Source organism: Candidatus Desulfatibia sp. (assembly GCF_036446775.1).
GTDB lineage: Bacteria > Desulfobacterota > Desulfobacteria > Desulfobacterales > UBA11574 > Desulfatibia_A.
Map to the genome: position 1 here is coordinate 1 of NZ_JAZFTO010000162.1, position 26601 is coordinate 26601.

The window sequence follows — 26601 nt, forward strand, 5'->3', positions numbered from 1 at the left end:
GGTGCTGGAATGTCTGAGTGATCAATCCATAACCGGCTATCTACTGGAATGTATCGGCATACCGGATACTTTTGTTGAACACGGCTCTCAAACCTTTCTCAGATCCAAGTATGGTATCGACGCAGCGGCTGTCGTCAAGGCGGCCAAACGCTTGATCATGGATACTTGATACTGGATACTTGATACTGGATACTTGATACTGGATAGAAAAGGAATTCTTTTTTTAATTTATCCCCGTTAAAGACGGGATCTTCGACCAGCATCGAGTATCCGGCATCCAGTATCTGTTCGCTTGAGGCAATCTGATATTTACATCATCAACTTGTCGGTTTGAGGCAAAGTTTCGCAAAGTAATAATGCCGAAAAAGAAAATCAGACTTGACCTGATCCTGGTGGAAAAAGGTCTGGCAAGAAGCCGGCAGCGTGCTCGCGCCCTGGTAATGGCCGGCAGGGTGCTGGTAAATAATCAGGTCATTGACAAGGCCGGTGCTTTGGTTTTGCGCGATGACGATATCGCGCTCAAAGAGACGGACCACTCTTATGTCAGCCGGGGCGGCCTCAAACTTGCAAAAGCCCTCCAGATATTTGAAATCGATATAGACGGATTTGTCTGCCTTGATGTGGGAGCATCCACCGGCGGATTTACTGATTGTCTGCTGCAGTCAGGAGCAAGCCGTGTATTTGCCGTGGATGTGGGTTATGGACAGTTGGCATGGAAACTGCGGCAGGATTCTCGTGTGGTTGTCATTGAACGGACAAATATCCGGCACATGCCCGCAGAAATCATTTCCAAGCCGGTTGATCTGGTAACTATAGATGTATCCTTTATATCCTTAAAGATAGTTATTCCTGCTGTTATGCAGTTTATCAAGAAAGACGCGGCGATTTTAGCCTTGATTAAACCCCAGTTTGAAGTAGGAAAAGGGAAGGTTGGCAAAGGTGGGATTGTGCGTGATTCGTCACAGCATACTGAAGTAATAAATGATCTATCAGAACATTTCTTACAACACGGCCTCTTGAGCCGCTCCGTCATCCCATCTCCCATACTCGGCTCCAAGGGTAATAAGGAATTTTTCATTTACCTAAAATCTGCCTAGGCAAATTTTAACCGTTCACGGGTTCAAAGGTTCAGGGTTCAGAGGTTTACCCGCTTTTGGCGGCGCCGTAGGCGACCAGGGTTCAACGAATAAAGACAACGTTGACCCACCAGTGGTGGGAAACCTGTGAACGCATGAAAAAGACAACCCTGAACTTCTGAACCCTGAACCTGTGAACGCCTACTGCAAATTTTAGGTAAATGAAAAATTGATATTGATTTTTTCCGGTTTAGCATATAAAAAAAACTGAATTTAAGGTGAACTTAGGGCTGCGCCCCAATTGGAATTTTAGCAGAGAGGAGCTTAAATGACTGACGGAATCGAAAGTTTAAGAAATATCGCATTTGTTGCCCATGGAGGGTCGGGAAAGACTTCTCTGGCTGAGGTAATGCTTTTTAATACAGGTGTTGTTAACAGACTGGGGCGTGTTGAAGACGGTAACACGGTTATGGACTTTGAGCCGGAAGAGTTAAAGCGAAACATCAGTTTAAGCAGTGGATTCCATCAATTTCCTTGGAAAAACCACATGGTTAATCTAATCGACACCCCCGGTGATCAGAATTTCTTTTCAGATACCAAAAGCTGTATGCAGGCCGCAGACGGGGCGCTTGTGGTCATAGACGCCGTAGACAGCGTTAAAGTTCAGACTGAACAGGCCTGGGATTTTGCCGAAGAATTCAATCTGCCGTGTGTCATTTTTATCAATAAACTTGACAGAGAGCGGGCCGATTTTTTTAAAACGTTTAAAGATGCCGGCGAAACGTTTGATCCCAAGCCGATCATCATTCAACTTCCAATCGGAAAAGAAGCGGATTTTAAAGGCGTTATAGATCTTATCAGTTCCAAAGCTTATATTTATGATGCTAAAGGCCAAGCAACCGAAGTTGATATACCTGCTGAACTGCAAGCTCAGGTTGAAGAAGAAAGAGAGGCTCTGGTTGAAAATGTTGTAGAATCGGACGACGAGCTTCTGGAGCGCTATCTTGAAGGTGAATCCCTTGCGGATGACGATATCATGAGCGTTTTAAGAAAAGGTACAATATCACGAACATTTGCGCCGGTTCTTTGCGGATCAGCCACTAAAAATATTGGTATTGATCTCATTCAGGATTTTATCGTCAACTGCATGCCCTCCCCTATTGATCGCGGTGCTTGGATCGTGACCGATGCCGCCGGTGAAAATGAGGTGGAATGTCATCCCGATCCGGAGGCACCTTTTGCCGGGTTTGTGTTTAAAACGGTTGCCGATCCTTTCTCCGGACGTCTTTCCATTTTTAGAGTCGTGTCAGGCAGTTTGGGGGCAGACGGAACTTTCTTTAATATCAATAAAGACGCCAAAGAGCGCTTCAATCAATTATTAAGACCTGCCGGCAAAGAGCAAATACCTGAAAAGAGGGCCGGACCGGGTGCGATTGTGGCCGTCGCAAAGCTAAAAGAAACCACCACCGGCGATTCATTGTGCGCCGATGATCGCAAGGTCAAGTTTCGATGTGCAGAACCACTGCCCAGCCTGATATCATTTGCGGTTGAACCGAAAACAAAGCAGGACGAAGACAAGGTATTCACATCTTTATCAAAATTAATGGAAGAAGATGTATCATTAAAACTGACGCGCAATGCCGAAACCAAGCAGATTCTTTTATCCGGCTTGGGCCAGATTCACATTGAGGCTGCCGTTGAAAAGCTCAAACGCAAGTTCAACGTTGATGTCAAACTCAACGCCCCCAAAATCCCTTACAAGGAGACCGTAAAAAAGAAAATCAGGATGCAGGGAAAACACAAAAAACAAACCGGCGGTCATGGCCAGTACGGTGACTGCTGGATTCAATTAGAACCGCTTCCCCGTGGCAAAGGTTTTGAGTTTGTCGATAAAATCGTCGGTGGCTCAATTCCGAGACAGTATATACCGGCGGTTGAAAAAGGAATCATTGAGTCCAGCCAGAAAGGGTTCCTGGCCGGATTCCCGTGCATAGACTTCAGAGTTACGCTGGATGACGGATCCTATCATGCGGTTGATTCTTCTGAAATGGCGTTTAAAATTGCCGGGTCCTTAGCCTTTAGGAAGGCTACCGCCGAGGCTAATCCTGTTCTACTGGAACCTATCATGGATGTTTCGATTACCGCTCCGGACGAATACATGGGAGATATCATGGGGGATCTGAACAGCAGGCGCGGCCGTGTTCTGGGCATGGACAGCAAAGGGAAAAATCAGGTCATAAACGCGCAGGTGCCCATGGCCGAATTTCTGACCTATGCACCGGATTTAAGGGCAATGACGGGTGGTCGCGGTCTATTTACCATGGAATTCTCACATTATGACGAAGTTCCTGCTCAAACCTCACAAAAACTTATAGAAGAAATCAACAAAAATAAAGCATAGCTAATCCGTGATTATCTTGCCCGCCAAACATCGCTTGCCGGGTGCAAATCCGGCCCAGAAGGCATCCCGTTTACTCTTAAAAGAGACCCGGTTAGTCAGGCTGATTTTTTTCCCGAATGGACACGCAGTGGTGTGAAAACGTTTAGTACGCCTGTTCCCCAAATAACCGCCCTCTTCCTCCGCCATCTCCCGCCACATACCCTTTTGGGCCGACATGGCCTCCCGTTGAGTCTGCAACAGTATTTTAGCATACTTAATATTCGGCTTTTGAGGTAATAAATAGGCATATCCTTGCGCTACCATTGCTTGATTTATAAATGTACCATCCAACAAAAAGACATAGGCAAGCAGCCTTCCAAAACGGTCGTGCCGTTCCCTGTCAAACTGCAGGCGAATCGTTTTTGAAAAGACTAGTTTTTCATTATACTTTTTGGCCTGATATCCGTAAGGTTCGGCTTTTTGGTGTTCATGCTCAATCTCGGGCGTATTGATTCCGATGTAGCGGACATGCCGTCCATCAGCTAAGACAATGGTATCCCCGTCGGTCACCCATCTGACTATAGCCTCCTCTTGGGCAACTGATAACCGGCCCATAACGATAAAAAATAAAAACAACATATACAAAAGTAAGCAGGTTTTTTTCATATTTACAGACCTCGTAAATAATGACAACTTGCGGGGAAAATTTTGGGCAAACGCTCTATTTCTAATCAAAGAGTTAGGTTCAAAGGTTCAGAGGTTCAAAGGTTCAGAGGTTCAAAGGTTGATTCCCTCATTTAATTACCCCTATGGAATCAATGGGATAGGGAAAAAGCGCGCAGCGATTAACCTCTCCGAGGCGTAGGATCGTGCCTCTACGAGCCGGAGGCCTGAACCCTGAACCCTGAACCTTCTAGGGGGTTCAGCCCGCAGATCCTGACAGCGCTCTCATCCAGCATTTTTGGCAGGCCGCCGCCTTCAGCAGGGATAAACCCAAGTGCCTTTTGCCAGACTTCATCATCCTCCATGCAAAAGTAGATCAGTACATCCGGGGCCATCTCCCGTATCCAGGTCGTCATCTTACGGAATAGATCAATGCGCAGTGGCTTGAAATAGCGCATTTTTCCATCAAGTCCGCTTATAAGTTCCCCGTATACTATTTTTGAACCCGGAAAGCGTCTTTGTATAATTGGCTTTAAAGACGGCATGAAACGAAAACTTCCCAAGCTAATCCAGACAATATTTTTTGAAGAGATCTGTGAAAACAACTGCTGTACTACCTGACGGTAATCATCTTCACAACCGTCGTAAATAACCAGTGGATCGAAATGGAAAGCAAGCGGATAACCCCACGATTCACATTTCGCCGCCGCCCGGAGTCTGGCGGAAAGGCGTGCCGTGCCACGTTCTTCATTGTCAATAACTCGATCTGTGTTCAAAGACCAGGCCACAATGGTTTTGCGGTTGTGTTGAAGCTGTTCCAATTTTCCAATGGCAGTTGTTTTGGTCTTAAGTTCCAAAACCGCCTGAGACTGACCGGCAAACTTGGAAACCAACAGGCTGGAAAGATCGGTCCATGCTTCCCATATCATACTGTCGGTAAATTCTCCGGTCCCGATTCTTGATACGGTCTTTTCCAGAAACAATCGCTCTAAGTCTTTCAAGAGATCGTCATGGTTTACAAAATATTGCAGCACCGGTGGATGAAAGTAAGCCTGCAGAATACAATAGGAGCAGTCCATGGTGCAGTAAGTCCCGATGTGCAGAATTTTATAACCGCAACATGTATAAGCCCGGGTACCGGGGCAATCCTTGATGAAGGCCCCTCTGTTGCTGGTCAGAAAAAGGAGCTTCTTTCCTTTTAGTACCGGATCATTGTCGCAAGAGACCGCCTCAAAAACTTTTTGGCTGTCTTCAACTACTTCATATGGTATATTCAGGCGAGATTGGATGGAAACAACCTGGGGCAGATTCGCCACATGTTGATCGATATAGAGCTTAGAAATAGTCAAGTAATTTAAGCCTTTATGTCGTTATGATTCTATAGCACAGTTTGGAATTTTTTTCACACGGCACTTTAGTAATAATAACACGTAGTTACTGGATGCTGGTTTCTGGATGCTTGACAAATAAACTGTTTTTGGGGAAATATCCAGTATCGAGGATCCAGTATCCAGCATCAATCTGCCTCAGACAACGCAATAAGGATAGCAGGAACTCATCGATTTGAGGCGAAGTTTAACTTATAGATATAACTAAATTACATTTGGGGGTCAAGTTTGATGAATTTTACTTTTTACGAGACCATCAATGTTATCTCAATAAAGTTCAAAAAAATGAGGAATTGCAGGTCTGCTATTGACACGTAAAGGCGGTTAAGATATTCGATTCAACTGAATTTTAAAGAATATAGTAAGGCTCTGGTAAATGAGATCCAAAATCAATATCATCGGAAATGAATTCCGGAAATGGGAAAAGGTATGATGCTGAATATACAACGAAAAGGTAAAAAGCTGTTGATAAAAGAGACTGAGTTGCATGCATACATGGACACAAAGCTCCAGGAAATAACCCGCTTGGCCTCAAGCGTGACATTATCCTTGATTATGATCACTATACTTGCGATTTTAACCATCTTTAAAGCCGGGGATATTTTTCTATACGCCTTGATTTTGTTGCCGCTCGTCGGGCGTATGTATGTAAGTGACATGATTGCAAAATGGCTGCGAAAGAAATTTCAAGAACTGATAGGGATATGACAGGGAAACGTCAAGATATACTCTAACTGATGCAGATAGAAGCAATTTGCTTTCCCGGATACGGCCCTAAAATCCCAAATCACAATACTCAAATTCCAATGACCAAAAGATAGCAATCACTTTTCGATTCGTTTGAGCCCTAATCCTATCCAGGAATAGGAGTATTCGGGGGTGGTGGCTGCGGCCCAGGCATGCACAATCACCCTCTCCAGCACCATAAAGCCCTTATTGACGAGTTCCTTCTTGATGCCCGCCTCCATAACGTCGCTGAAGCCGGAGACCACGAGCAAACTTTCGTTAGGGATTGTAAGGCGGCGGTAATGGTCGAACATTTCCGTATGGATGCCTGCCGGTAAGTTGGCAAGGATAAGCTGAAACTTTCCTTTAACCGCGTCCGCAGATCCGCGAAAAAGATGCAGCCGGTCTTCCATCCGGTTGAAAGCCGCATTTTGCATTGAAGCCCTTACTGATGCAGGGCTAATGTCGCAGCCCAGGGCGTTAGTGCCGCTCCTAAGAGCCGCCGCCAGCCCTAAAATTCCGCAGCCGCAGCCTATATCCAAAATTTGGGCCTCAGCGTTAACCTCCAGGCGCTGGAGAACGGTAAGCGCAGCTTTTGTTGAAGGATGAGCCGGGGGGAAGGAACGGGAGGTTTTGAGAACCAGGCAGTCTTCGCCTCTTTTGGACCTTCGGATGCTAAGGGGCGAGCGGACAACTAGATTTCCGATGCGATAGAAAAACATCTATGTTTTGGACTTAGTCATTTGTCATTCGTCAATAGCTACTCGTCTTTTTTGGGAGGCTTTATTTTATATCCGAAAACCAGTATAAAAGCAATCCCGATCATGCCGAAAAGACCCGCATTTCTCATCGCGTCCAGACTGGCATAACTGGAAAAATATTTGTAAAAAACGAGCCTGGGATCCATATCAAACGACTTTTTGAAATCGGCATCGGCTAGATTCTCTGCCCCCATTTCCTGATATACTTTTCCCCTGGTTTTATATGCATCCGATATGGTGCGGGGATCGCCATTAAGCGCAATGGCTTTGGTGGCATCCTGCAAGGCACTTTCAAGTTGGTCGCTAAGGCGCAGGGCCTCCGCCCGATAGGAAAAGGCGGCTGACATTTCCGGTGCCATATTTATGGCACTGTCAAAATTGACAATAGCCTTGTCATAGTTCCCAATTTTCAGATAAGCCATGCCCAGGAGGCGATATGCATCGGCTTTATCAGGTACGAGCCTGATGTAGCGGGTGTAATCCTCTATTACCTTGTCGTATTTTTCCTGGAAATAATAAAACAATCCTCGCTTTTCATAGGCAAGGGCCAGCCTGGGATTTAACTCCAAAGCCTTGGTGAAGTATTCGATTTTTTTATAGGCCATGGAGCTTTGCATACCAAGATTAAAGTAGTCTATGGCGCTTTCGCCGTACGCTTGGGCGTTGTTTTCTATATTTGGAGCCGATGCCAGCAAAAAAACTGCCAGCAGGCTGAAGATTAGTTTTTTCATAGCCTCACCCTCATGTATATATCTATGCAAGTAACCGTTCACGAGTTCAAAAGTTCAGGGGTTCAAGACCCTGAACGTTGAACCCTGAACCTGTGAACGGTAAGCTGTTTTGTTAATAAAAAATAATGCAAGACACATGCCAAACAGATTGACCGTCAGCTACATTTAAACTTTAGATCATCGAAACTTCTTATATTGACTATAATTACGGATTTTATAATTGCAACTTTTGTGTCATAGTTGATTTGATTGCCGGCTTTGTCGAGTCAATATGACAATAATTGAACGGTGATTTCTTGACACCCAAGACTTAAATCTCTATGCTAAAAAGCACTTCTCAATTCAATTTCAATATAATAATGGGCCAGGCAAACCGTTACCTGTACGATTCCTGGCACTATGGAGTGACTGAGCGTGCGAGTGAGGGCATACTGAGCTATGTCGAGCTTCATTTCCAGGCCAGAGCCATTTTAAAGAAGATGAAAAAAGGGGTTTGGGGAGCAACGAATGTATGCCTTTTCGGGCACACGCACAAAAGCAAAATCTGGCGTATGGACGTCCGCGGAAAGGTAGCGCCTGTTGAAATTCCCACAGATGGTTTCATCAGTCTCGACAGCGAGGAGTTTTACCTCCTGAACCCCGGCGGCGGCGGTAGCTCCAGAATCATGTCCATCAGCACCTTTTCCACTGCGTGATAAAACGGGAACATTCCGGTGTAGAGCACGTATATGACTACCCCCAACGCCCAAACATCCGAACGCCGCTGGCTTTGACCCATAATCTGTTCCGGGGCCATGTAGGGCCGCGAACCGGTTACTGTTTCGGAGATCTCCTTCTCTCTGAGTTCCTTGGCGGCACCGAAGTCCAGCAGTTTTATCCTGCCGTCCGGCCTGACCATTATGTTTCCCGGCTTGATGTCCCGATGGATAATCCCTAAATCGTGGGCGTGAGCGACAACATCTATAAGCTGGATGATGACCGATTCCACTTCCTTCTCCTCCAGCTCCCGCTCAATCACCTCGTAAAGGGCTTTTCCTTCTACAAACTCCTGAATCAGCACCCTTTTTTTCTGTACTTCTATTACTTCGTGAACTTCGGGCACAGCGGCATGGTCGGTCAGCATCCTTAGAATCCGGGCCTCCTTTTCAATCTTGGGGTTTAACTTTTTACTCAGCGGAATTTTGGCTACAAAAAAGGCAATTCCGCTTTCAAAAGTCTCACTTTTTTGTTTGACACCTATGGCTTATTATCTCTATACTCGCGCCAACTAAAACTCGGAGGACTTGCTTTGCCCTTAAAGAGCTTTAATTCAGAAGAAATTCTATATTACAGTGTCTCCTTGCTCCTCATCGTCGTTTTCGGTGCCGGTTTTACGCGCTTTTTCGCCCTAAGCTTTGCAAGCACAAAACCTCCCGGGCAAGAGGCCGATTTGGCCTTCAGCCCCATCGGCAACCTGGACATTGTGGGTACCATCGTTTTCTTTCTGGGAGGTTTCGGCTGGGGCCGGCAGCTGGACGATCAAAAGATAGGGTTCAAGAAGCAGAAGCTGGGCTGGCTCCTCGTATCGCTGATAGCCCCCTTTGCCAGCCTGACCCTGGCACTCAGTGCGGCTTACATCAAGCACTTCTTCTGGACCGACCGGGTTATCCAAGTCTTAATAAATCTGGGTGTGGCGGTAACCGCTTATAATATATTGCCCATCCCTCCCCTGACAGGTTCCAGGCTGATATATTTGGTGATGCCCGGTCAGCGTGCCTGGCGTATCTACTCAAGGCTCGGCCCCTACATTATCCTGGTTTTAGTACTGGTTGAACGTTTCTTGGGGATACCGTTATTAAAGGAGACGGTAGCACCGGTTCTGGACCTGGTTATGAGGTTCGCAGAATATCATTGATCGTCTCGCAAAAAATCAAAAAAGGCGGAAAGGGATTACCCCTTCCCGCCTTTTTAATTTACGGTTGATCTTTATATATCGGATCTACCGGGCGCTATGCTGCTGCTGCCTTTACAGGTTTCTTGGTGATCAAGGCAATAACAATAGCTAAGACAAGTAGTCCGCCCGCAATGTAGAATGCCATGTCGTACGATCCGGTCGCGTCTCTGATTTTACCTGCCAACTTGGGCATGAATGCGCCCCCACCCCAGCCCAGGAAGACCAGTCCGTAGTTCATTCCCAGGTTCTTGGGGCCGTAAAAGTCAGCCGTATAGGAGGGCATCAAGGCCAGACCGCCGCCGTAGACCCAGTAGGCTAACATACAGGCCGTGAACGTCATGAAAAGCGACTTGGCCGCGATCATAAAGGGCAGGCTGAACATGCAGAGCGCAGCGACCCCGGCATTGATCATGTAGGCCTTGTCCCTGCCGATGATGTCCGAGTACTTGCCTGTTCCGACCCGGCCGATAGCGTTCACAAAACCGCCGGCAGCCACCAGGATAAACCCGCTCGACAAGAAGGGTTTTACGATCTTGGCAGCATGCCCGATGATGAGCAGACCGGCCTGGGTATTCAGCATGAACATAAGGATCAGCATGTAGAACTGCCAGGTTCCGGCCATTTCTCCCGGGGTCCAGTCCACCGCGGTTGCGGCCGCTTTTTTGGCTGCTGCTTCTACCGGTTGGGGCGGCACATAGCCCTCTTCCGGCCATGCCAGAATTTGGGCCGCGATACCGATAACAATAAAGTAAGCGATACCCAGTACCAGGAAGGAGAAGGAGAGGGAATAGCTTACGATCAGCCACTTGATGAGCGGGGCCACGTAGAAGGCCGCGCCACCGTAGCCGGCAACGGTAAGCCCGATCATGACGCCGACCTGGTGCGGTCCGACCCATCTTCTTGTTGCCGGAACCGGAGCGGCATAAGCAATACCCATGGCGATGCCGCCGCCGACTCCAAAACCCCACAGGATTCCGGCGTAGGAATGCGACGTACCGGCGATGATCAAACCCAGCCCCATGAAGACGGCGCCGACGGTACCGGCCACCGAGGGTCCGTATTTATCCTGGATCTTTCCGCCGGGAACCATGAGCAGGGCAAAGATTAAAATACACAATGACTTGGGGTTTGAGGCCTGCTCTGAAGTCAGAGCGCCGGCCCAGCCGTGAGCCTTCATGTAAGCGTCGTCTGTGAGGTACTTGAGCCAGACGGACCAAGCGTACAGAACGCCCAGACATAAGTTGATGGTCGTTCCTGCAAGAATAACAGACCACCCTCGTCCGGGTATTGCATCTACCGGTTGATTAAACCCCTTGGCATAAGGGTTAAATAGTGCCATATGCACACCTCCTTAAAGTTTGAAATATTAGATTGATTGACCGGAGCACCTGCTTATGGTCTTCACGGTAAGTGCCTTGCTAACCCCTATTTCCAAGCGCCTTTAAAAGTTAGAGGCATCCCGGCAAGGTGTCAGTTTTGACGACCAACCGTTGTGGTACGACATTAAATCAGCATCAAGGTCCCCGGTGGAAAAATACAAAAACTGATTCATACGGTTCTGCTACCACCCCCTTTCTTTGCGGTTAAGGTTTATATTAAATTGCCGCGATCTCCAAACTTTGGCAAAGGATACAAAGTGTTTCCCGAGCATGCGCCGAATCGTTTAAATTCGTTCCAATTTAGCTTGCAGGCGCGGGACAAGCTTTAATACCTTGGCCAAAAATTTCAAATGCAATTTCGAGGGTCGACTTCAAATAGTCTTTCTTGTTGTCGATCAACCGTTTGCTTTCTTCCCAAAGAACAATACCGGAAAATAAAGCCCAGACAATGTCAGCCAGAGCTACAGGGTGCCTGTCAATAAAATCACCGTTTTTAATGCCTTGTTCAAATATCTTGGCCATTGAGCCGAAAGAGACCCGGGACAATTCTTTGATGTCTGCAAGCAGATCCGGTGATAAATTTCTTAGAGTTTCACTCGATTGAAGGTGAAACATATTAATTAGTACCAGAGGGTCGAATTCGTAAACTTCATACAGGGCTTCCTGGAGGGATTGTATTTTTTCGAAAGGGTCTTGATTCTTTTCCTGGAGGACATGTTCCAGTCTAATACTCATATAATGGAGGATTCTCAGGGAAAGGGAGGCAAACAACTCATCTTTGTTTTTGAAATAAAGGTAGATTGTTCCGGGGCTGAGTTCCGCTTCTTTGGCAATATCTTCCATTGTGGCTTTGTTAAAGCTCTTTTCGGAAAACACTCTTTTAGCGGCGATCATGATTTGCTGCCGCCGTCTTCCTCGTTCTCGTTCTTTCCTTTCTTTAATTCCCATAATTTACTGAACCACATTTATTTATTTAAACCCTGTATAAATGGTATTTTTGATTTAGTCAAGTAAATTATGCTATTTTTGCCTTACGGGCCCGGTTTTTGACAGGTTTTGATTAAACTCTCTGTTATCGGCCCAAAATTTTCTTAATATAAGAGTTATGGGTGATGGCATCGAAGGTTGCTTTGTGATCTATGAGCTCAGGCAAATCGCTGAAATTAAATCTTAAAGTATATATTGAACCTTCAAAGTTGATGGGAGGAATTAGTTTAATGCCGCTTGGAAGCTTTAATGCTTTAATCAGCTGTTCAAACGTCCTTTCAGCACTTATTATGGTAGGAAAACGCCGTTGCTTTAAATAAGATCTTATTATGCCGGTCTTTTGATTTTTATCAAGATCGGTTTGATTTAGGATTGCTTGCAAACGATTCTCATTAAGTACCTCCGCAATAGCCAGGTCCTCGCGCAATGCAATTTCTTGCACTAGTGTTAATATTTCTCTTTGTTTGTTTAGGCTCAATTTAAGGTTTTCAAAAAGCTCTACAAAGTCGGCGGCGTCATCAGGTGCCAACCGGCCCAGTTCCAGCGCCATGGCCAAGGAAACAGTATCTGCCAGTATGGCTCTTTGAATGCACCGGGAAAGACGGCATATTTTCTTGATTTTTTTTATTACAGATTGATTCTCGGGCAATCCCAGGGCCGATAATTCCTGGGCTAACATATCATCATCTTTAATAAAGCCGGAAACTAAGGCCAGCGATCTCGACTGTTCGATCAGGTTAAGAGGCCTTTGCAGGGCATTATCGGTGACGGCAATTCTGGCACAATCAGCCTTTTGGGTTCCAGGATCCAATATCCTGGCATCGACATGGGACCAGCCTAATCGGCGGCATGCTTCCATCCTGCGGAATCCGCAAACAATCGAATATGCTGAGTTGTTTTTCAGCAGGGATGGGGGATTCAACAATCCTATCTTTTTAATGGAGGCTATCAGATCGTCGATATTCGTTTCGGTGGTTATGCGGTAGGTGTTATCCGTGCAATCGATGCCGGCCAGCTTTACAGTTTCAATTTTAAAGCGCATGATAAATTCGTAGGCGTTCACTGGTTCAGGGTTCAGAAGTTCAGGCCTCCGGCTCGTAGAGGCACGATCCTACGCCTCGGAGAGGTTAATCGCTGCGCGCTTTTTCCCTATCCCATTGATTCCATAGGGGTAATTAAATGAGGGAATCAACCTTCGGACCTCGAACCTTTGAACGCTGAACCTTTGAACCTAACTCTTTGATTAGAAATAGAGCGTTTTGTCCAATATTTTCCCCGCAATCTGTCATTATTTATGAGGTCTGAGGTTAGTGCCGGTAAGTTGTATTAGTGCCTCCATGTATTTGTTACGGGTATTTGTGATTACATTTTCAGGCAGAGATGGCGCCGGCGGCTTTTTATCCCAATTTATGGAAATCAGGTAGTCTCTGACGTACTGTTTGTCAAAACTCTCTTGCGGACCGCCCGGCTTATAGGTGGCCTGGGGCCAGAACCTGGAGGAATCGGGAGTGAGCACTTCATCAATCAAAATAATATCGTCGCCCACAAAACCAAATTCAAACTTGGTATCCGCAATGATGATGCCCTTTTTTTCAGCCCGCTGAGCCCCCTGCTTATAAATCGCCAGACTCAGCGCTTTGACCTGTTCGGCCGGTCCTTCCCCTATTTTTTTAACCGCCTCTTCAAAATCGATATTAATATCATGATGTCCGATTTCTGCTTTGGTTGACGGCGTAAAAATAGGCTCGCGTAGTTTGTCTGATTCTTGCAGGCCTGGCGGTAGTTTTATCCCGCAAATTTTTCCGGATTCTTGATAATCTAACCAGCCGGATCCTGAAATATAGCCTCTGACAACACATTCGATGGGCAGCGGCTGCGTTTTTTGAACAAGCATACTTCGGTCACGCAGAATGTCGATATAAGGTTTGCAAGGCGCCGGGAAGCTGTCTACGTCGCTTGAAATTAAATGGTTGGGCAGCAGGAACTCCATTGTTTTAAACCAGAAAAGGGATATCCGGGTCAAAATTTTGCCTTTATCAGGTATGGGATCCGGCATAATTACATCAAAAGCGGAAAGACGATCCGTAGCTACCATTAAAAGCCGGTCTCCCAGATCGTAGATATCTCTGACTTTCCCTCTTTTTAAGAGATTGAGTTCCTTGAAATCTGTTTCAAGCACGGCCTGTTTCATAAAATCTGTCCTAATGAGAGTTTTTAAATGCTTTTATGTATAATTTTAAAATAGCAAGTTCTGTTTCACCTATTTCAAGAAACTTAATCCCGGATTCGAACTTATCAACCTTGCCCGGCCTGGAAGAAACAACCTTTCCTTTGATATCAATCAGATCATTCTCCAGACCGATTGACAGCAAAGCGTCGTATTGCTGTTCAATTTGAATATGTGTTTCCAGAAGGATGCCGCCTGCACTGATGTTCAAGGTTCTTCCCATTCCATGCATAACCACTTGACCGTCTTTAGCCATACAATCATACGCTATAAGATTGAGGGCGTTGACTCTTGTATGCAGTCTTTTATCTTCCGGCGTCATAGTTTTCACCAGTTTTAATTAAACAAATTATGATTTTTTTGCTTTCTTCAGGGCAATTTTTTTGTGAAAATCGGATGCTATTATTGTGGTCACCGAAATACAGGTTGCCAGATGCTCGATAATATTTTTAAAAGTGGCGGAAAGCTGATTATGTTCATTGTGGAAAATTTCAGGGTCTATCTCGCTTACCTCGAGGTCCTCCGATCCTAAAACCATGGCCGAAAACGGTTCTTGCCCCATATCAAGGAAGGGCACATAACCGTAGAAATCTTTTTTCCCAAGAGTTGCCAGCGGCACATAACCCTGTTTAGCCTTGCGGACAATGCAGGCTTCACCTGCTTCAATCATGAACAGTTTTTCAGTGCTTTCGCCCTGTTTCATAACCGTCTTTTTGCCTTTGACAAACTCTTCTATCAAAATCTTTTTTAATTGGATGTCAACGACCCGGTCCGTAACCTGTTTTAACCTTTTATCAAGACTGATGACAAACGTTCTGAAATCTGAAGACATCTTCGAATAATCGATGCTAAGACGCTGCGAATCGAGCACCCCCATTTGAACATTGCCCACGGCCTTAATCGTTGCACTACGAACACTGCCTGATACTAAAAATGAAGCAATGCTGCCGACAAAGGCACCTTCGCCGATTCTGAGTATTGTTAAAGGACCTTCGGGAGTTTCTTTATAAATATCACCAGTCCCTTCCAGAATGACCCAAAACCAACTGCCGTGCTTGCCCTCGACAGTGATTGTGTTGCCATCGTAGACCTCTTCCTCATCGACCACATACATATAGTCTACCAGCGGCCCTCTGATGATCGGCAGGACCGGCTCTTTTGCGGAAGGGTCTTTTGTTTTTTTGTCATAAGTAACCGGACCCAGTATTTCGATATGGCCGTCATCCAGCAAACTTAAACCGTCCAACATAATTTCCATGCGACTTTTTTTAATCACATTTTTCTTTTCGACTTTTTCCTCACTGAATTCAAATTCGCCCTCAAGCCATCCAAAAAGAGCGTTTACGGCATCTAGACCGGTGGCAGATCCGGTTGAAGCGTTTACCGGATTGCCGTTTACAATATAAATCAAACCCGGTTGCTGGGAGTATTTGCTCTTTATGCGCAGAACGCCGGTGCTGGAGTTTGATCCAAGGAGTTGTATAATCTCCCCCAGATTTAAAAATTTAAGATTGCCGGATAGAACGAAAATACCCATGGATGTTTCTTGCTACCCCATTTGCATTTCTTTTTGGAGTGATTTAAGAGTTAACTTCATGCATTCCTTTAAGGTCGCACCGACCCCCTGCCCTGTAAATGCACTGGCAGGAAAAGAAGGCACCTTCAGCTGTCGGTTTAAATCCCTTTCCATCTGTTCGATGGACATCAGGGGCAAGCCCTGTTCGGCGAGGTCCCTTTTGTTGTGCTGTATAACCAGTGGTATTTTAAAAAGGCTAAGGCCGTACTCTTTTAAATTTTGTTGGAGATCTTTTAACGAGATCATATTTTTTTCCCGCCTGACTTTTAGGGAATCAGCTACAAAAATAACCCCGTCGACGCCCCGCAAAACCAGTTTGCGGGTGGAGCTGTATTGAACTTGGCCGGGAACGGTATACAACTGGATCTTGACCTCACAGCCTTTTATTTTTCCAAGGCCTATTGGAAGAAAATCAAAAAAAAGGGTGCGATCACCCTCTGTGTTGACCGACACCATCTCGCCTTCAACCTGTTTTTTATAGGCTTTGAAAATGTATTCAAGGTTAGTAGTTTTACCGCATCGGCCCGGTCCGTAATATACTATTTTACACTCGATTTCCCGTTTCTTTATATTAAAAATAGCCATACATTTCAGCCTCAAGTGAAGTTGCCCGCCCTTAAGAGCGCGCCTTTCCGGCCCAAGTAGTTGATATTATGATCCAAATAAAATATAAAACTAAGGGAATATATTAAATAAATTTTTCAAATTTTTCAAGATCTTTCAATAAAATCGTGTTACGATTTTATGTAACTCCCGCCCCGCTGAAAGCGGGACGGGATCTAATAAGCGAAAGGTTTACCCCGCTTAGCGGGATTTTCGCTTCTCTTCAACAAGCAGCGGGGAATGCGCTCGCTGTTGCAGTACAACTATAGATGGCTAAGTACTGACAACCTTGAGGTCTATGCTGTAATCTCCACGTCTGGGACCGGATTCAATATGCGTCTTGGTGTCAACGATTCCGCTACCACCAAACATGGCGATAGGGGAATAAAATTGAATGTTATGCAATGTCTCCCCGACGTTGAATAGTTCTATTAAATCTGTATCAGTGCCCGTAATCAGCAGGCTGATTACATTGCCGGACTGGAAACTGACATCCAGTTCCACAATCTCTCCCTTTCGGGGACCGCTATCGAGAGTAATGCCGATGGAATTTATATCAAGGACCTCATCGTCATGATCTTCATCTTTCTTTATCGCGAGCACTTCGATTTTAGCTTCCTCTATTTCAGGCATTTCGATTGTCGGTTCCGGGGGAGCAGCCTGTATTTCAGAGGTCGGAAGCTCTTTTTCAATTCCCTCTTTTTTCAGAATGCTTTCCAGAAAAAAACGTAGCTTGTTCAATTCACCGGGCACAAATAAATCGCTGGAAAGCCATTGCTCATATTGATCAACCGCAGCATCCACTGAAGTATTTGCCATATGGCATCGGATAATATTTTTAGCGGCGACTACCCGAACCGAATCTTTCGCCAACAATTCTTTAAATTCTAATAATGCTCTCTCATGCTGGCCGAATTTTGCCAGGGCAATTGCTCCGTCAAGGGCGACAGTGTCCTGGTCCTTATCTTCCGGAGCAGTGAATAATTTTTTGATAAGATCCTGAACCTTGGCAGAGACTTCAGGCTTATCTGCCGCCGCTTCAATTTTGTGTATATCTTTCTCCAAAACGTTGATTTTTTTTGATATCCCGGCAACCAGGTTTGTTCTACTTTTAAGCTGTTCGCTGCCCTGAATCAGTTCCATAGTCTTCTTATATTTTCCCATGGCCTCATCGAGTAATCCCATGGAATGATAAAGCTCGGCTTCTTTTAATAATGCTTTAATCTTTTCAACGATGTTCATATGCAATCTCACAGCCCATCCGGGGAAAAGGTCTCGCTTTTTCACATAAGAGATTATTTGTTGAAAACCCTAAAAATCTTGCAAAAAATACTATACTGGTTTTATACTTTATGTCAATAACCAGAAAAAACATAGTTTATATGTTTCTATTGACAACCGTGAATTTCATGTTATTTGAAATCTTTTTTGGTAATTCGTTTAATAATTTAAATTAATAAGGACTTCAACTGATCGGTTCTAGGTTCAGGGTTCTAGGTTCAAAGGTTATAACACTGACATTGTATGACGTTACAACTCAATGCCTGGATTAGTCTCTTGCACCCATTGGGTGCAAATTACTTGCCGGACCCTATTGAGTCGTAACTCTTTGGATTGAGCCCGTCAAAGCTCATCAACCCGGAACCTTGAACGCTGAACCACTCAACCTAGGGAGGAGAATGTTATGGACAAGAAAGTAACCGTTGTCGGAGCCGGAAATGTCGGGGCTACAGCGGCCCAGCGGCTGGCTGAAAAAGAGTTATGCGATGTGGTGTTGATTGATATTATTGAAGGAGTTCCTCAGGGTAAAGCTTTAGACCTTGCTGAAGCCGCACCGATCGAAAAGCATGATGCCCATCTGACAGGCACCAACGGATACGAAGCATCAAAAGGATCCGATATTATCATTATTACGGCCGGGATCGCCAGAAAACCCGGTATGAGTCGTGATGATCTGGTCAGCACCAATGCCGGAATCGTGAAAGATGTGACCCAAAAAGCGGCAGAACGATCACCTGATGCTGTAATTATAGTTGTCAGCAACCCCCTGGATGCCATGTGTCATGTTGCGTATGAGGCTAGCGGCTTTCCTAAAAACAGGGTTATCGGCATGGCTGGAGTGCTCGATTCCGCGCGTTTCAGAACTTTTATTGCCATGGAGCTTGATGTTTCGGTCGAGAATACAACCGCATTTGTACTTGGCGGACATGGCGATACCATGGTGCCGCTGCCTCGCTATTCAACGGTAGCCGGCATACCAATTACGGAATTGCTGTCAAAAGAGCGCATTGATGCCCTGACAGCAAGAACGGCGAACGGTGGAGCTGAGATCGTCGGGCTTTTAAAAACAGGGAGCGCCTATTATGCCCCGGCTTCGGCGGCCGTGGAAATGGCAGAATCTATCCTGAAGGACAAAAAGAAGATATTGCCCTGCGCCGTATATCTTGAAGGCGAATATGGGATCAACGATCTTTTTGTGGGCGTCCCCGTAAAACTGGGGAAAAATGGTGTGGAGCAGATCATTGAAATTACACTTACCGGTGAGGAGCAAGCGGCCCTTCAAAAATCGGCCGACGCCGTCAGGGAACTAAAAGAGCTTTTGAAAAAGTTATCCTAAGCCGGAAAGACCAGAACCAAAAAAATTGCCACCAAGGCACGAAGACACAAAGAATATGTGTAGGCGTTCACAGGTTCAGGGTTCAGAAGTTCAGGGTTGCTTTTTTTTGTTAACGGTTCAAATTTCTGAACCTTTGAACCCTGAACCCAGAACCCGTGAACGATTACGAAAAAGGTTCATATAGATTCTTCATCAGAAATACGACTCAGGACATTTTCAGCAACACTGCGATTCATTCCGGGCACAGCGCTCAGTTCTTCGAGTGTTGCTGCCCGGATTTTTTTGATGCTTCCGAAATGTTTTAAAAGGGCCTTTTTTCTTTTTTGACCTATTCCGGGAATCGTATCAAGTGCCGAGCGCATGAATGTCATGGAACGCCGCCGGCGATGAAATGAAATTGCAAACCGGTGGGCTTCATCACGGATTCTTTGCAGCAAAAGCAGAAGGTCCCCTTCCCTGCCCATATTAACGGGATTAACCTGACCTGGTTTGTAAATTTTATCTTGAGTTTCGCCTTTTTCTTCATCTTTTTTGGCGATACTCAAAATTTGAAAATTTCCATCAAGCCCCATCTCTTTTAACACTGCAACCGCGATGTTAAGCTGGCCTTTGCCGCCGTCTACCATCAAAATATCTGGGTAAGGCTTTGATTTTTTTCCTTTTCCAAACCTCCTTTTTATCACTTCTTCCAGACAGGCATAATCATCGCGGGCTGCAGCTGTCTTTATCCTGTATCTCCGGTAGGCGGACTTTGCCGGTTGCGCCTTTTCAAAGACCACCACGGCCGCTACGGCCTCTTTTCCTGCAATGTTGGAATTGTCTACACACTCAATACGCTGAGGCAGCTTCTTCATCTTAAGGCGTTTTTGGAGTCTGGCAAGCAGATCTTTGTCCACGGCCTCGGAAGCCACAAGCTCCTTGAGGCTGTCTTCAGCGTTTTGAATCGCCAGTTTAACAAGACGGAATTTTTCACCTTTCTGCGGCCGGAGAATCCTCACTTTTTGGCCTTTAATATGGCTCAACACTTCTTCTAACAAGGGTGCATCTTCAAGAATGGTCGGTATCAAAACTTCTTTGGGAATAAAAGGGGTTGTTTCGTAATACTGCCGGATAAAAGTGCCGATCATTTCCGCTTGCGTTGAGATAGTTTCTGAAAAGTTAAAATACCGTGTTCCCAAAAGGAATCCGCCGCGAATAAAAAGAAGAGTTATCAGAGAAGATTCAGCAGTGCGCGCAACGGCCAGGACATCTCTGTCGATAAAATCAGTTGTAACCGCGACTTGCTTTTCAAGGGTTTTTTCAAGAGCAAATATTTTATCCCGCAAAACCGCCGCTTTTTCAAAATCCTGGGTTGCGGCCGCCGCCATCATCGCTTTTTTTATTTTCTTGATAAGCTCGGGAGTCCTCCCTTTTAAAAACAGAACAACTTCTTTGACTATCTCTTGATACCTGTCCTGATCAACACTGAGGCAGCAAGGTGCCAGACAGGCACCTATTTGATGGTTGAGACACGGCCGGCTGCGGTTTTGAAAAACTTTGGTTTTGCACTTGCGAAGTTTAAAGGTCTTATGGATAACTTTCAGCGTCTGATGGACCGCCGCTGCAGAAGTAAAAGGCCCAAAATAGAGGGTGCCGTCTTTTTCCAATTTGCGTACAATGGTTAGGATGGGGTAGAGATTGTTAATATCCAGACGCAGGGACGGATATCGTTTGTCATCTCTTAAGATCACATTATAGCGGGGTTTGTGGCGTTTGATCAGGTTTGATTCAAGAATCAGGGCTTCTTTTTCGGTGTGTGTTAATATGGTGTCAAAATCCGTAATTTTCTTGACCAGCACTTCTGTTTTTATATCCAACTGCTGCGCGCCGGAATAGAATCTGGTAAAATATGAATTCAGCCGTTTCTTAAGGTTGCGGGCCTTACCCACATAGATAATGTTTCCCCGGCCATCTTTCATCACATACACTCCTGGTCCGGCGGAAGTCCTTGATATTTTTTTTTGGATGTCGGATGCGGGATGACTATTATCTGATTTTGGTGTCATATTTCGAAGAGAATCAATTTTTTCAGGGCTTTAATCTGGTCACGGAGTTCTGAGGCTCTTTCAAAAGCAAGTTCTTTAGCGGCTTGCTCCATCTCTTTTTCCATTGCTGTGATAATATCTTCTAATTTATCCATAGAATCATAACGGGCAACCGCTTCCGACACTTTGTCTATGGGAGCATTTTCAAGTTCATCCAACGACGCGAAAACAGATGTGATATCTTTTTTAATGGTTTTCGGCTCGGTGCCATGAAGTTTGTTGTGTGATTCCTGGATTTTGCGGCGACGGTTGGTTTCATCGATGGCCTGTTTCATTGAGGATGTTTCCACATCGGCATACATGATCACCTGACCCCTAACATTGCGAGACGCCCGCCCGCAGGTTTGAATCAGCGATCTTGCTGAGCGTAAAAACCCTTCTTTGTCGGCATCTAATATAGCCACCAGCGAAACCTCCGGAATATCGAGGCCTTCACGCAAAAGATTAATACCAATCAGCACATCAAATTTGCCCGCCCTCAGATCGTGGATGATATCCATTCTTTCCAAAGTATGGATATCGGCATGCAGATACCTTACCCGCGTTCCCATATCAACGTAGTATTCGCAAAGATCTTCCGCCATTCGCTTTGTCAGCGTAGTTACCAGAACTCTTTCATCCCTTTGCCGGCGTATCAGGATTTCATCAAAAAGATCGTCAACCTGGTTTTCAGCTTTGCGGACGTCTATTTGCGGATCAAGGAGACCTGTCGGTCTGACGATCTGTTCCACAGGTGAGCTTGGGGCCTTTTCAAGTTCATAATCGGCAGGTGTTGCCGATACATAAATCGTCTGCGAAAGCCTTGATTCAAACTCTTCGAAGCTCAGGGGACGGTTATCCATCGCGGAAGGCAGCCTGAACCCGTACTCAACAAGGTTCTCTTTGCGCGATCTGTCGCCTTTATACATGGCACGAATCTGGGGTACGGCAATATGACTTTCATCGATAAATAACAGAAAATCATCAGGAAAATAGTCTAAAAGCGTTGGCGACGGTTTTCCGGCTTCCCTGGCGGTCAGGTGGCGTGAATAATTTTCAATTCCGTTACAGTACCCCAGCTCCCGCATCATCTCAATATCAAAATCCGTGCGTTCTTCAATCCGCTGGGCTTCAATCAGCTTGTTTTCCGCTCTGAAATAATCGATCCTTTCCTTCAGTTCAGCTATGATCGCTTTTAGGGCTTTTTTCAGTATGCTTTTTTGTGTTACATAATGGCTGGCAGGATAAATAGCAGTCCTGTTCAAACTCCTGATAACAGTTCCTTTTAAAGGATCAATCTCTGATATTCCTTCAACTTCATCGCCAAAAAAATCGATTCTAAGGGCCTTGTTTTCTTCGTAAGACGGAAAAATTTCGACCCGATCCCCCCTCACCCTGAAGATTCCGCGGTGAAAATCGACATCATTACGCTCATAATGCATGGCAATAAGATCATACAAAAGCTTGTCGCGGACAAGCTCCATCTCTTTTTCGATCTCGATCCGCATAGCCAGATATTCTTCGGGGGCGCCAAGTCCGAAAATACATGAAACACTGGCAACTACAATGACATCCCGGCGAGAAAGAACCGACCGTGTCGCCGAATGGCGCAGTTTGTCGATCATATCATTAATGGAGGAATCTTTTTGGATATAGGTATCACTGGCAGGAATATAAGCTTCGGGTTGATAGTAATCATAGTAACTGACAAAATATTCAACGGCGTTTTCAGGGAAAAATGTCCTGAATTCATGATATAATTGCGCTGCCAGGGTTTTGTTGGGGGCGATCACCAGTGTCGGCTTCTCAACCTTGGCGATAATATTTGCCATCGTAAAAGTTTTGCCGGAACCTGTAACTCCTAAAAGCACCTGATATTTTTTCCCGGACAAAACACCTTTACTTAAAACGTTGATGGCATTTGGTTGATCACCCTCGGGCGTAAACGCTGAAACTAACTTAAAGGTAGGCATGAAGTTGAATAAGATATCATTCTTAATTTAAAATAAACTCGTATAGGGAAAATGATTTCAACCAACTTTCCAGATGGTTCCATCCGGCCGGTCTTCAATAATTATATTCATTTCTTGGAGCATCTTTCTAATTTTGTCCGCCTTTTCCCATTCCTTTGATTTTCGGGCTTCAGTCCGTTCTTGCACCATTTTATCGATGGCGACCGGATCGAGCGATTGCTGTTTGAGGGCATCTGTGCGCTTTTTATCAAAATAGGTTTTAGGCGATTCAGTTAAGATCCCTAAGATACGGCCGATTCTCAGAATATCGGCATGATCGTCATGTAGTTTTTTCTCTGAATCTAAAGGCAAGCTTTCTTTGTATTTATCCAGCTCGCGATTGGCGTTGCGCACCGTATCAAAAAGAATGCCGATTCCACGGGCGGAATTAAAATCGTCATCCATGGCTTCGCAAAAATGATTCCAGCAATTTCCAGTTTCAATCTCGGCAGGAGATTTCAAGCCGATCCTTTGTTCAAGGCGTTCCAGCAGAGCATAGATTTTATCAAGACCCGTACGGGCTTCATCCATGGCTAAGTCGGTGAAATCTATGGGGCTGCGGTAGTGATTGGAAAGCAGAAAAAGACGCACAACTTCAGGATGATATTCTTTGATCACATCCTTTATCATCAGGAAATTGCCCAGTGATTTTGACATTTTTTCCTGATTGATATTCACAAAACCGTTGTGAATCCAATACTTAACAAATGGTTTTCCAAAAATACCTTCTGACTGAGCGATTTCGTTTTCATGATGCGGAAAGCACAGGTCTTTGCCGCCGCCGTGAATATCAAAGGTTTCTCCCAGGTATTCGCTGCTCATGGCTGAACACTCGATATGCCATCCCGGTCTTCCCTGGCCCCACGGGCTCTCCCAGGTCGGCTCTCCGGGTTTTGAAGATTTCCATAGAACAAAATCAAAAGGATTATGTTTCCTTTTATCAATATCGACTCTGGCCCCGGCTTCCATATCTTCGAGCTTTCGTCCGGAAAGTTTGCCATAGCCCTTGAATGACTCGACCGAGTAGTACACATCTCCGTTGATCTGGTAGGCATAGCGTGCTTCAATCAGCCGTTCGATAAATTTAATAATCTGATTGATGTGTTCCGTCGGTTTGGGTTCAATGTCGGCCCTCTCAGCGTTCAGCGCGTCCATATCTTCATAGAATTCTTTGATATATTTTTCGGCAAGCGCCTGGCAATCGATACCAAGTTGGTTGGCCCGATCGATAATTTTATCATCAACATCCGTAAAGTTTCTGACATAGGTTACTTCAAAACCTTTTGCTCTAAGATAGCGGACAATAACATCAAAGACCACTACAGAGCGTGCATGTCCGATATGGCATGAATCATACACCGTGGGACCGCAGACATACATCCGTACTTTGCCGGGCTCAATCGGTTCAAAAAGTTGTTTTTCTCGGCCTAATGTATTGTAAACGCGCAGCGCCATGTTGATTGTCCTGTTCTATAATCTTGATGAATTCATAAAAAATCGAATTCATCAAGTGTTTGGTATATTGTGTTTTGTTTGAATTACGAGATCAATATGTAAACGTTATTTAGTGTCCATCCATGAATCCAAAATGACCACGATGGGTGTCCAATTCAGAAATGAGCAATTTTTGTCCTGATCAAGGCCGCACAAGGGTTTTCATCCGAGGCGTACTTTAGTACGTCGAGGATGGAAACCCGCGGCCTCCGGCTCGTAGAGCCTACGCCTCGGAGAGAGAACGCCGAGCAGGGCAAAAAGGGCCATTTATGGATGGACACTATTTGAGTAATGCAATACATTGCGCAGCCAGGCCCTCCCCTTTTCCGACCGTACCGAGACCTTCACAGGTTGTTGCTTTAACATTAACACGATCTTGCTTAATTTCAATCGCTTGAGCAATATTTTTTTGCATTGCCGCTTTGTAGTGGTAAAGCTTAGGGGCTTCGGCAAAAATGGTGGCATCTATGTTTTGGACTGTAAAACCCTTGCCGTTGATCATCTCATAAGTTTTGGAGAGTAGTTTTAAGCTTGAAATATCTTTAAATTCCGGTGCTGTATCCGGAAAATGCTGACCGATATCACCTAATCCGGCCGCGCCCAATAGAGCGTCAATTACCGCATGTACAAGTACATCTGCATCTGAATGCCCCCAGAGCCCTTTTTCAAAAGGAATGACTATTCCGCCCAGAACAAGTTTGCGGCCCGCAACCAGGCGATGAATATCATAGCCCATACCGATACGCATAATCCTATCCTCAATACCACGCATGCCAATTCAAATTACTGATGTAGGTATATAGCACAAAAATCGATGCCGCAAAAACATAAATTTGCTGATCAAAAGATTTCCATTGTCAACGAACTGAATTTGAGCAAATATATATTTGAAATTTGAATTCCCCGCTGCGACTCGACTGAGCTCGCCGAAGTCTTGCAGCGGGGAATTCAAATAAAAGAATCGTAACACGATTTTATTTTGAAAAGCGGAATAGGAGCATGAAGTGGATATTGATACATTGTTAAAAGAGGCTAAACAGGCAGGCAAAACCGCACTTAACGAAAACGAATCCAAGCAACTTCTTAAAGCGTTCGGCATACCGGTAGTATCTGAGACCGTCGTTTTCAATAAAGATGATGCCGTATCGGCCAGCCGTGAAATCGGGTTTCCGGTGGTACTTAAAGGCCTGGGCTCCACGTTTTTGCATAAAACCGAGCAAGGTATGGTGCATCTTAATATCACGGATTCCCAGGCGGCGGCAGAGGCCGCCGCTTCAATTGCCGAGGTAGCCGGTGATCGACTTGAAGGGTTTTTGGTCCAGCCCCATATCAAAGGAAATAGAGAATTTGTTGCAGGCATATTCAATGATCAACAGTTCGGTCCCGTGATTATGTTCGGACTAGGCGGTACTTTTACTGAAGCGCTGGCTGATGTCACCTTTCGCCTTGCGCCGATCAACGAAACAGATGCTGTTGAAATGCTTGATGAAATCAGGGCCAAAGCGCTGTTGGCAAATTTCAGGGGCCAAAGTGCCGCTGATCGCAAGCTGCTTGTTAGAACGTTAATGGGGTTATCACGCATCGCTGTTGAACATCCGGATATCGCTGAAATCGATATCAATCCACTCCTGATAACATCAGACGGCAGCGTTTGCGCAGTTGATGCCCTGGCAGTATTTGGCAACGGTGCCTCTGCAAAAGATGTTATCCCACCGGTCGATCCAGCTTTACTGGGCTATTTCTTTCATCCCAAACCGATTGCTTTTGTCGGTGCTTCGGCCCAGATCGGCAAATGGGGGCATATCCTTCCAATCAACACTATCAGCGGAGGATTTAAAGGTGAAATTTTCCTGGTCAACCCCAAGGGTGGCACGATTGCCGGACACAAAGTCTACCGGTCTGTTGCTGAAATCCCCGGACGGGTTGACCTGGCGGTGATGACCATACCCGCTAAAGGGGTCATAAACCTGATCCCACAATTCAAA

The 26601-nt window shown here is 45.4% G+C and carries 24 protein-coding genes; 7 read left to right on the top strand and 17 right to left on the bottom strand.

All coding sequences use genetic code 11. The annotated features are described in order from the left end of the window. Positions 1–356: 356 nt before the first annotated feature. Both V3S16_RS07975 and fusA read left to right on the top strand, forming a co-directional pair. Entirely contained in the window at positions 357–1097 is a 741-nt protein-coding gene (locus V3S16_RS07975; protein WP_413884146.1) for a TlyA family RNA methyltransferase, read from the top strand. Positions 1098–1404: 307 nt separating this feature from the next. Continuing rightward, positions 1405–3477 (top strand): elongation factor G, encoded by a 2073-nt coding sequence (fusA, locus tag V3S16_RS07980; protein ID WP_413884147.1) that lies wholly within the window; start codon positions 1405–1407, stop codon positions 3475–3477. Here the strand turns inward: fusA and V3S16_RS07985 are convergent, their stop codons facing one another. Both V3S16_RS07985 and V3S16_RS07990 read right to left on the bottom strand, forming a co-directional pair. Continuing rightward, a complete protein-coding gene (locus V3S16_RS07985; protein ID WP_413884148.1) occupies positions 3478–4122 on the bottom strand; it encodes a thermonuclease family protein in 645 nt (214 codons plus the stop codon). A gap of 209 nt (positions 4123–4331) precedes the next feature. Further along, complete coding sequence (locus V3S16_RS07990) at positions 4332–5468, bottom strand: SPL family radical SAM protein (protein WP_413884149.1); 1137 nt, start codon at positions 5466–5468, stop codon at positions 4332–4334. Between the two features lie 468 nt (positions 5469–5936). Here V3S16_RS07990 and V3S16_RS07995 point away from each other — a divergent pair, with 468 nt between their 5' ends. Continuing rightward, on the top strand, positions 5937–6215 hold the full coding sequence (locus tag V3S16_RS07995; RefSeq protein WP_413884150.1) for a hypothetical protein: 279 nt from the start codon (positions 5937–5939) through the stop codon (positions 6213–6215). 116 nt (positions 6216–6331) lie between these two features. Here the strand turns inward: V3S16_RS07995 and V3S16_RS08000 are convergent, their stop codons facing one another. After that, a complete protein-coding gene (locus V3S16_RS08000; protein WP_413884151.1) occupies positions 6332–6955 on the bottom strand; it encodes a 50S ribosomal protein L11 methyltransferase in 624 nt (207 codons plus the stop codon). 38 nt (positions 6956–6993) lie between these two features. Continuing rightward, positions 6994–7725 (bottom strand): tetratricopeptide repeat protein, encoded by a 732-nt coding sequence (locus V3S16_RS08005; RefSeq protein WP_413884152.1) that lies wholly within the window; start codon positions 7723–7725, stop codon positions 6994–6996. A gap of 320 nt (positions 7726–8045) precedes the next feature. On the opposite strand from V3S16_RS08005, the gene V3S16_RS08010 reads away from it, so the two are divergent. After that, the gene (locus V3S16_RS08010) at positions 8046–8420 is read left to right on the top strand and encodes a hypothetical protein (protein ID WP_413884153.1); all 375 of its coding nucleotides are present in this window, start codon (positions 8046–8048) and stop codon (positions 8418–8420) included. On the opposite strand, the gene V3S16_RS08015 is transcribed toward V3S16_RS08010, so the two are convergent. Beyond that, positions 8351–8965: a serine/threonine protein kinase gene (locus V3S16_RS08015; protein ID WP_413884169.1), complete on the bottom strand. Its 615-nt coding sequence runs from the start codon at positions 8963–8965 to the stop codon at positions 8351–8353. The two genes, V3S16_RS08010 and V3S16_RS08015, sit on opposite strands and share 70 nt — an antisense overlap. 48 nt (positions 8966–9013) lie before the next feature. Here V3S16_RS08015 and V3S16_RS08020 point away from each other — a divergent pair, with 48 nt between their 5' ends. Continuing rightward, positions 9014–9619, top strand: coding sequence for a hypothetical protein (locus V3S16_RS08020; protein WP_413884154.1), 606 nt, complete (start codon positions 9014–9016; stop codon positions 9617–9619). Positions 9620–9713: 94 nt separating this feature from the next. Here the strand turns inward: V3S16_RS08020 and V3S16_RS08025 are convergent, their stop codons facing one another. The 8 genes from V3S16_RS08025 to V3S16_RS08060 all read right to left on the bottom strand — a co-directional run bounded on the left by V3S16_RS08025 (position 9714) and on the right by V3S16_RS08060 (position 17672). Next, positions 9714–10997: an OFA family MFS transporter gene (locus V3S16_RS08025; protein WP_413884155.1), complete on the bottom strand. Its 1284-nt coding sequence runs from the start codon at positions 10995–10997 to the stop codon at positions 9714–9716. Positions 10998–11337: 340 nt separating this feature from the next. Then, positions 11338–11985, bottom strand: coding sequence for a TetR/AcrR family transcriptional regulator (locus V3S16_RS08030; RefSeq protein ID WP_413884156.1), 648 nt, complete (start codon positions 11983–11985; stop codon positions 11338–11340). 124 nt (positions 11986–12109) lie between these two features. Next, positions 12110–13066 (bottom strand): ParB/RepB/Spo0J family partition protein, encoded by a 957-nt coding sequence (locus tag V3S16_RS08035; protein ID WP_413884157.1) that lies wholly within the window; start codon positions 13064–13066, stop codon positions 12110–12112. 246 nt (positions 13067–13312) lie between these two features. Beyond that, positions 13313–14215: a phosphoribosylaminoimidazolesuccinocarboxamide synthase gene (locus V3S16_RS08040; protein WP_413884158.1), complete on the bottom strand. Its 903-nt coding sequence runs from the start codon at positions 14213–14215 to the stop codon at positions 13313–13315. Between the two features lie 10 nt (positions 14216–14225). Beyond that, on the bottom strand, positions 14226–14573 hold the full coding sequence (locus V3S16_RS08045; protein WP_413884159.1) for a PilZ domain-containing protein: 348 nt from the start codon (positions 14571–14573) through the stop codon (positions 14226–14228). Between the two features lie 27 nt (positions 14574–14600). After that, positions 14601–15788 (bottom strand): cyclic nucleotide-binding domain-containing protein, encoded by a 1188-nt coding sequence (locus tag V3S16_RS08050; RefSeq protein ID WP_413884160.1) that lies wholly within the window; start codon positions 15786–15788, stop codon positions 14601–14603. Positions 15789–15800: 12 nt separating this feature from the next. Further along, a complete protein-coding gene (locus V3S16_RS08055; RefSeq protein WP_413884161.1) occupies positions 15801–16412 on the bottom strand; it encodes a GTP-binding protein in 612 nt (203 codons plus the stop codon). 291 nt (positions 16413–16703) lie between these two features. After that, entirely contained in the window at positions 16704–17672 is a 969-nt protein-coding gene (locus V3S16_RS08060; RefSeq protein ID WP_413884162.1) for a tetratricopeptide repeat protein, read from the bottom strand. A gap of 442 nt (positions 17673–18114) precedes the next feature. Here V3S16_RS08060 and mdh point away from each other — a divergent pair, with 442 nt between their 5' ends. Beyond that, positions 18115–19047 carry a malate dehydrogenase gene (gene mdh, locus V3S16_RS08065; protein ID WP_413884163.1) on the top strand — a complete coding sequence of 311 codons (933 nt, stop codon included), beginning with the start codon at positions 18115–18117 and terminating at the stop codon, positions 19045–19047. 176 nt (positions 19048–19223) lie between these two features. On the opposite strand, the gene uvrC is transcribed toward mdh, so the two are convergent. The 4 genes from uvrC to ispF all read right to left on the bottom strand — a co-directional run bounded on the left by uvrC (position 19224) and on the right by ispF (position 25364). Further along, positions 19224–21092, bottom strand: coding sequence for an excinuclease ABC subunit UvrC (gene uvrC / locus V3S16_RS08070; protein WP_413884164.1), 1869 nt, complete (start codon positions 21090–21092; stop codon positions 19224–19226). Further along, entirely contained in the window at positions 21089–23083 is a 1995-nt protein-coding gene (gene uvrB / locus V3S16_RS08075; RefSeq protein ID WP_413884165.1) for an excinuclease ABC subunit UvrB, read from the bottom strand. Before uvrB ends, uvrC begins: the two co-directional genes overlap by 4 nt. A gap of 57 nt (positions 23084–23140) precedes the next feature. After that, a complete protein-coding gene (cysS, locus tag V3S16_RS08080) occupies positions 23141–24577 on the bottom strand; it encodes a cysteine--tRNA ligase (protein WP_413884166.1) in 1437 nt (478 codons plus the stop codon). Positions 24578–24896: 319 nt separating this feature from the next. Next, positions 24897–25364 carry a 2-C-methyl-D-erythritol 2,4-cyclodiphosphate synthase gene (ispF, locus tag V3S16_RS08085; protein ID WP_413884167.1) on the bottom strand — a complete coding sequence of 156 codons (468 nt, stop codon included), beginning with the start codon at positions 25362–25364 and terminating at the stop codon, positions 24897–24899. Between the two features lie 256 nt (positions 25365–25620). Between ispF and V3S16_RS08090 the strand changes: the two genes are divergently transcribed. Continuing rightward, positions 25621–26601, top strand: a 981-nt coding sequence (locus V3S16_RS08090; RefSeq protein ID WP_413884168.1) for an acetate--CoA ligase family protein, incomplete at its 3' end; no start/stop codon positions are given.

Bases quoted from the DNA above. Each gene is read 5' to 3' on its own strand.
- ispF (WP_413884167.1), bottom strand. From the start codon at position 25,364: ATGCGTATCGGTATGGGCTATGATATTCATCGCCTGGTTGCGGGCCGC.
- V3S16_RS07975 (WP_413884146.1), top strand. From the start codon at position 357: ATGCCGAAAAAGAAAATCAGACTTGACCTGATCCTGGTGGAAAAAGGT.
- mdh (WP_413884163.1), top strand. From the start codon at position 18,115: ATGGACAAGAAAGTAACCGTTGTCGGAGCCGGAAATGTCGGGGCTACA.
- V3S16_RS08030 (WP_413884156.1), bottom strand. From the start codon at position 11,985: ATGGGAATTAAAGAAAGGAAAGAACGAGAACGAGGAAGACGGCGGCAG.
- V3S16_RS08025 (WP_413884155.1), bottom strand. From the start codon at position 10,997: ATGGCACTATTTAACCCTTATGCCAAGGGGTTTAATCAACCGGTAGAT.
- V3S16_RS08060 (WP_413884162.1), bottom strand. From the start codon at position 17,672: ATGAACATCGTTGAAAAGATTAAAGCATTATTAAAAGAAGCCGAGCTT.
- V3S16_RS08010 (WP_413884153.1), top strand. From the start codon at position 8,046: ATGCTAAAAAGCACTTCTCAATTCAATTTCAATATAATAATGGGCCAG.
- uvrC (WP_413884164.1), bottom strand. From the start codon at position 21,092: ATGACACCAAAATCAGATAATAGTCATCCCGCATCCGACATCCAAAAA.
- V3S16_RS07985 (WP_413884148.1), bottom strand. From the start codon at position 4,122: ATGAAAAAAACCTGCTTACTTTTGTATATGTTGTTTTTATTTTTTATC.
- V3S16_RS08035 (WP_413884157.1), bottom strand. From the start codon at position 13,066: ATGCGCTTTAAAATTGAAACTGTAAAGCTGGCCGGCATCGATTGCACG.
- V3S16_RS08040 (WP_413884158.1), bottom strand. From the start codon at position 14,215: ATGAAACAGGCCGTGCTTGAAACAGATTTCAAGGAACTCAATCTCTTA.
- V3S16_RS08055 (WP_413884161.1), bottom strand. From the start codon at position 16,412: ATGGCTATTTTTAATATAAAGAAACGGGAAATCGAGTGTAAAATAGTA.
- V3S16_RS08005 (WP_413884152.1), bottom strand. From the start codon at position 7,725: ATGAAAAAACTAATCTTCAGCCTGCTGGCAGTTTTTTTGCTGGCATCG.
- cysS (WP_413884166.1), bottom strand. From the start codon at position 24,577: ATGGCGCTGCGCGTTTACAATACATTAGGCCGAGAAAAACAACTTTTT.
- V3S16_RS07995 (WP_413884150.1), top strand. From the start codon at position 5,937: ATGATGCTGAATATACAACGAAAAGGTAAAAAGCTGTTGATAAAAGAG.
- uvrB (WP_413884165.1), bottom strand. From the start codon at position 23,083: ATGCCTACCTTTAAGTTAGTTTCAGCGTTTACGCCCGAGGGTGATCAA.
- V3S16_RS08045 (WP_413884159.1), bottom strand. From the start codon at position 14,573: ATGACGCCGGAAGATAAAAGACTGCATACAAGAGTCAACGCCCTCAAT.
- V3S16_RS08050 (WP_413884160.1), bottom strand. From the start codon at position 15,788: ATGGGTATTTTCGTTCTATCCGGCAATCTTAAATTTTTAAATCTGGGG.
- fusA (WP_413884147.1), top strand. From the start codon at position 1,405: ATGACTGACGGAATCGAAAGTTTAAGAAATATCGCATTTGTTGCCCAT.
- V3S16_RS08000 (WP_413884151.1), bottom strand. From the start codon at position 6,955: ATGTTTTTCTATCGCATCGGAAATCTAGTTGTCCGCTCGCCCCTTAGC.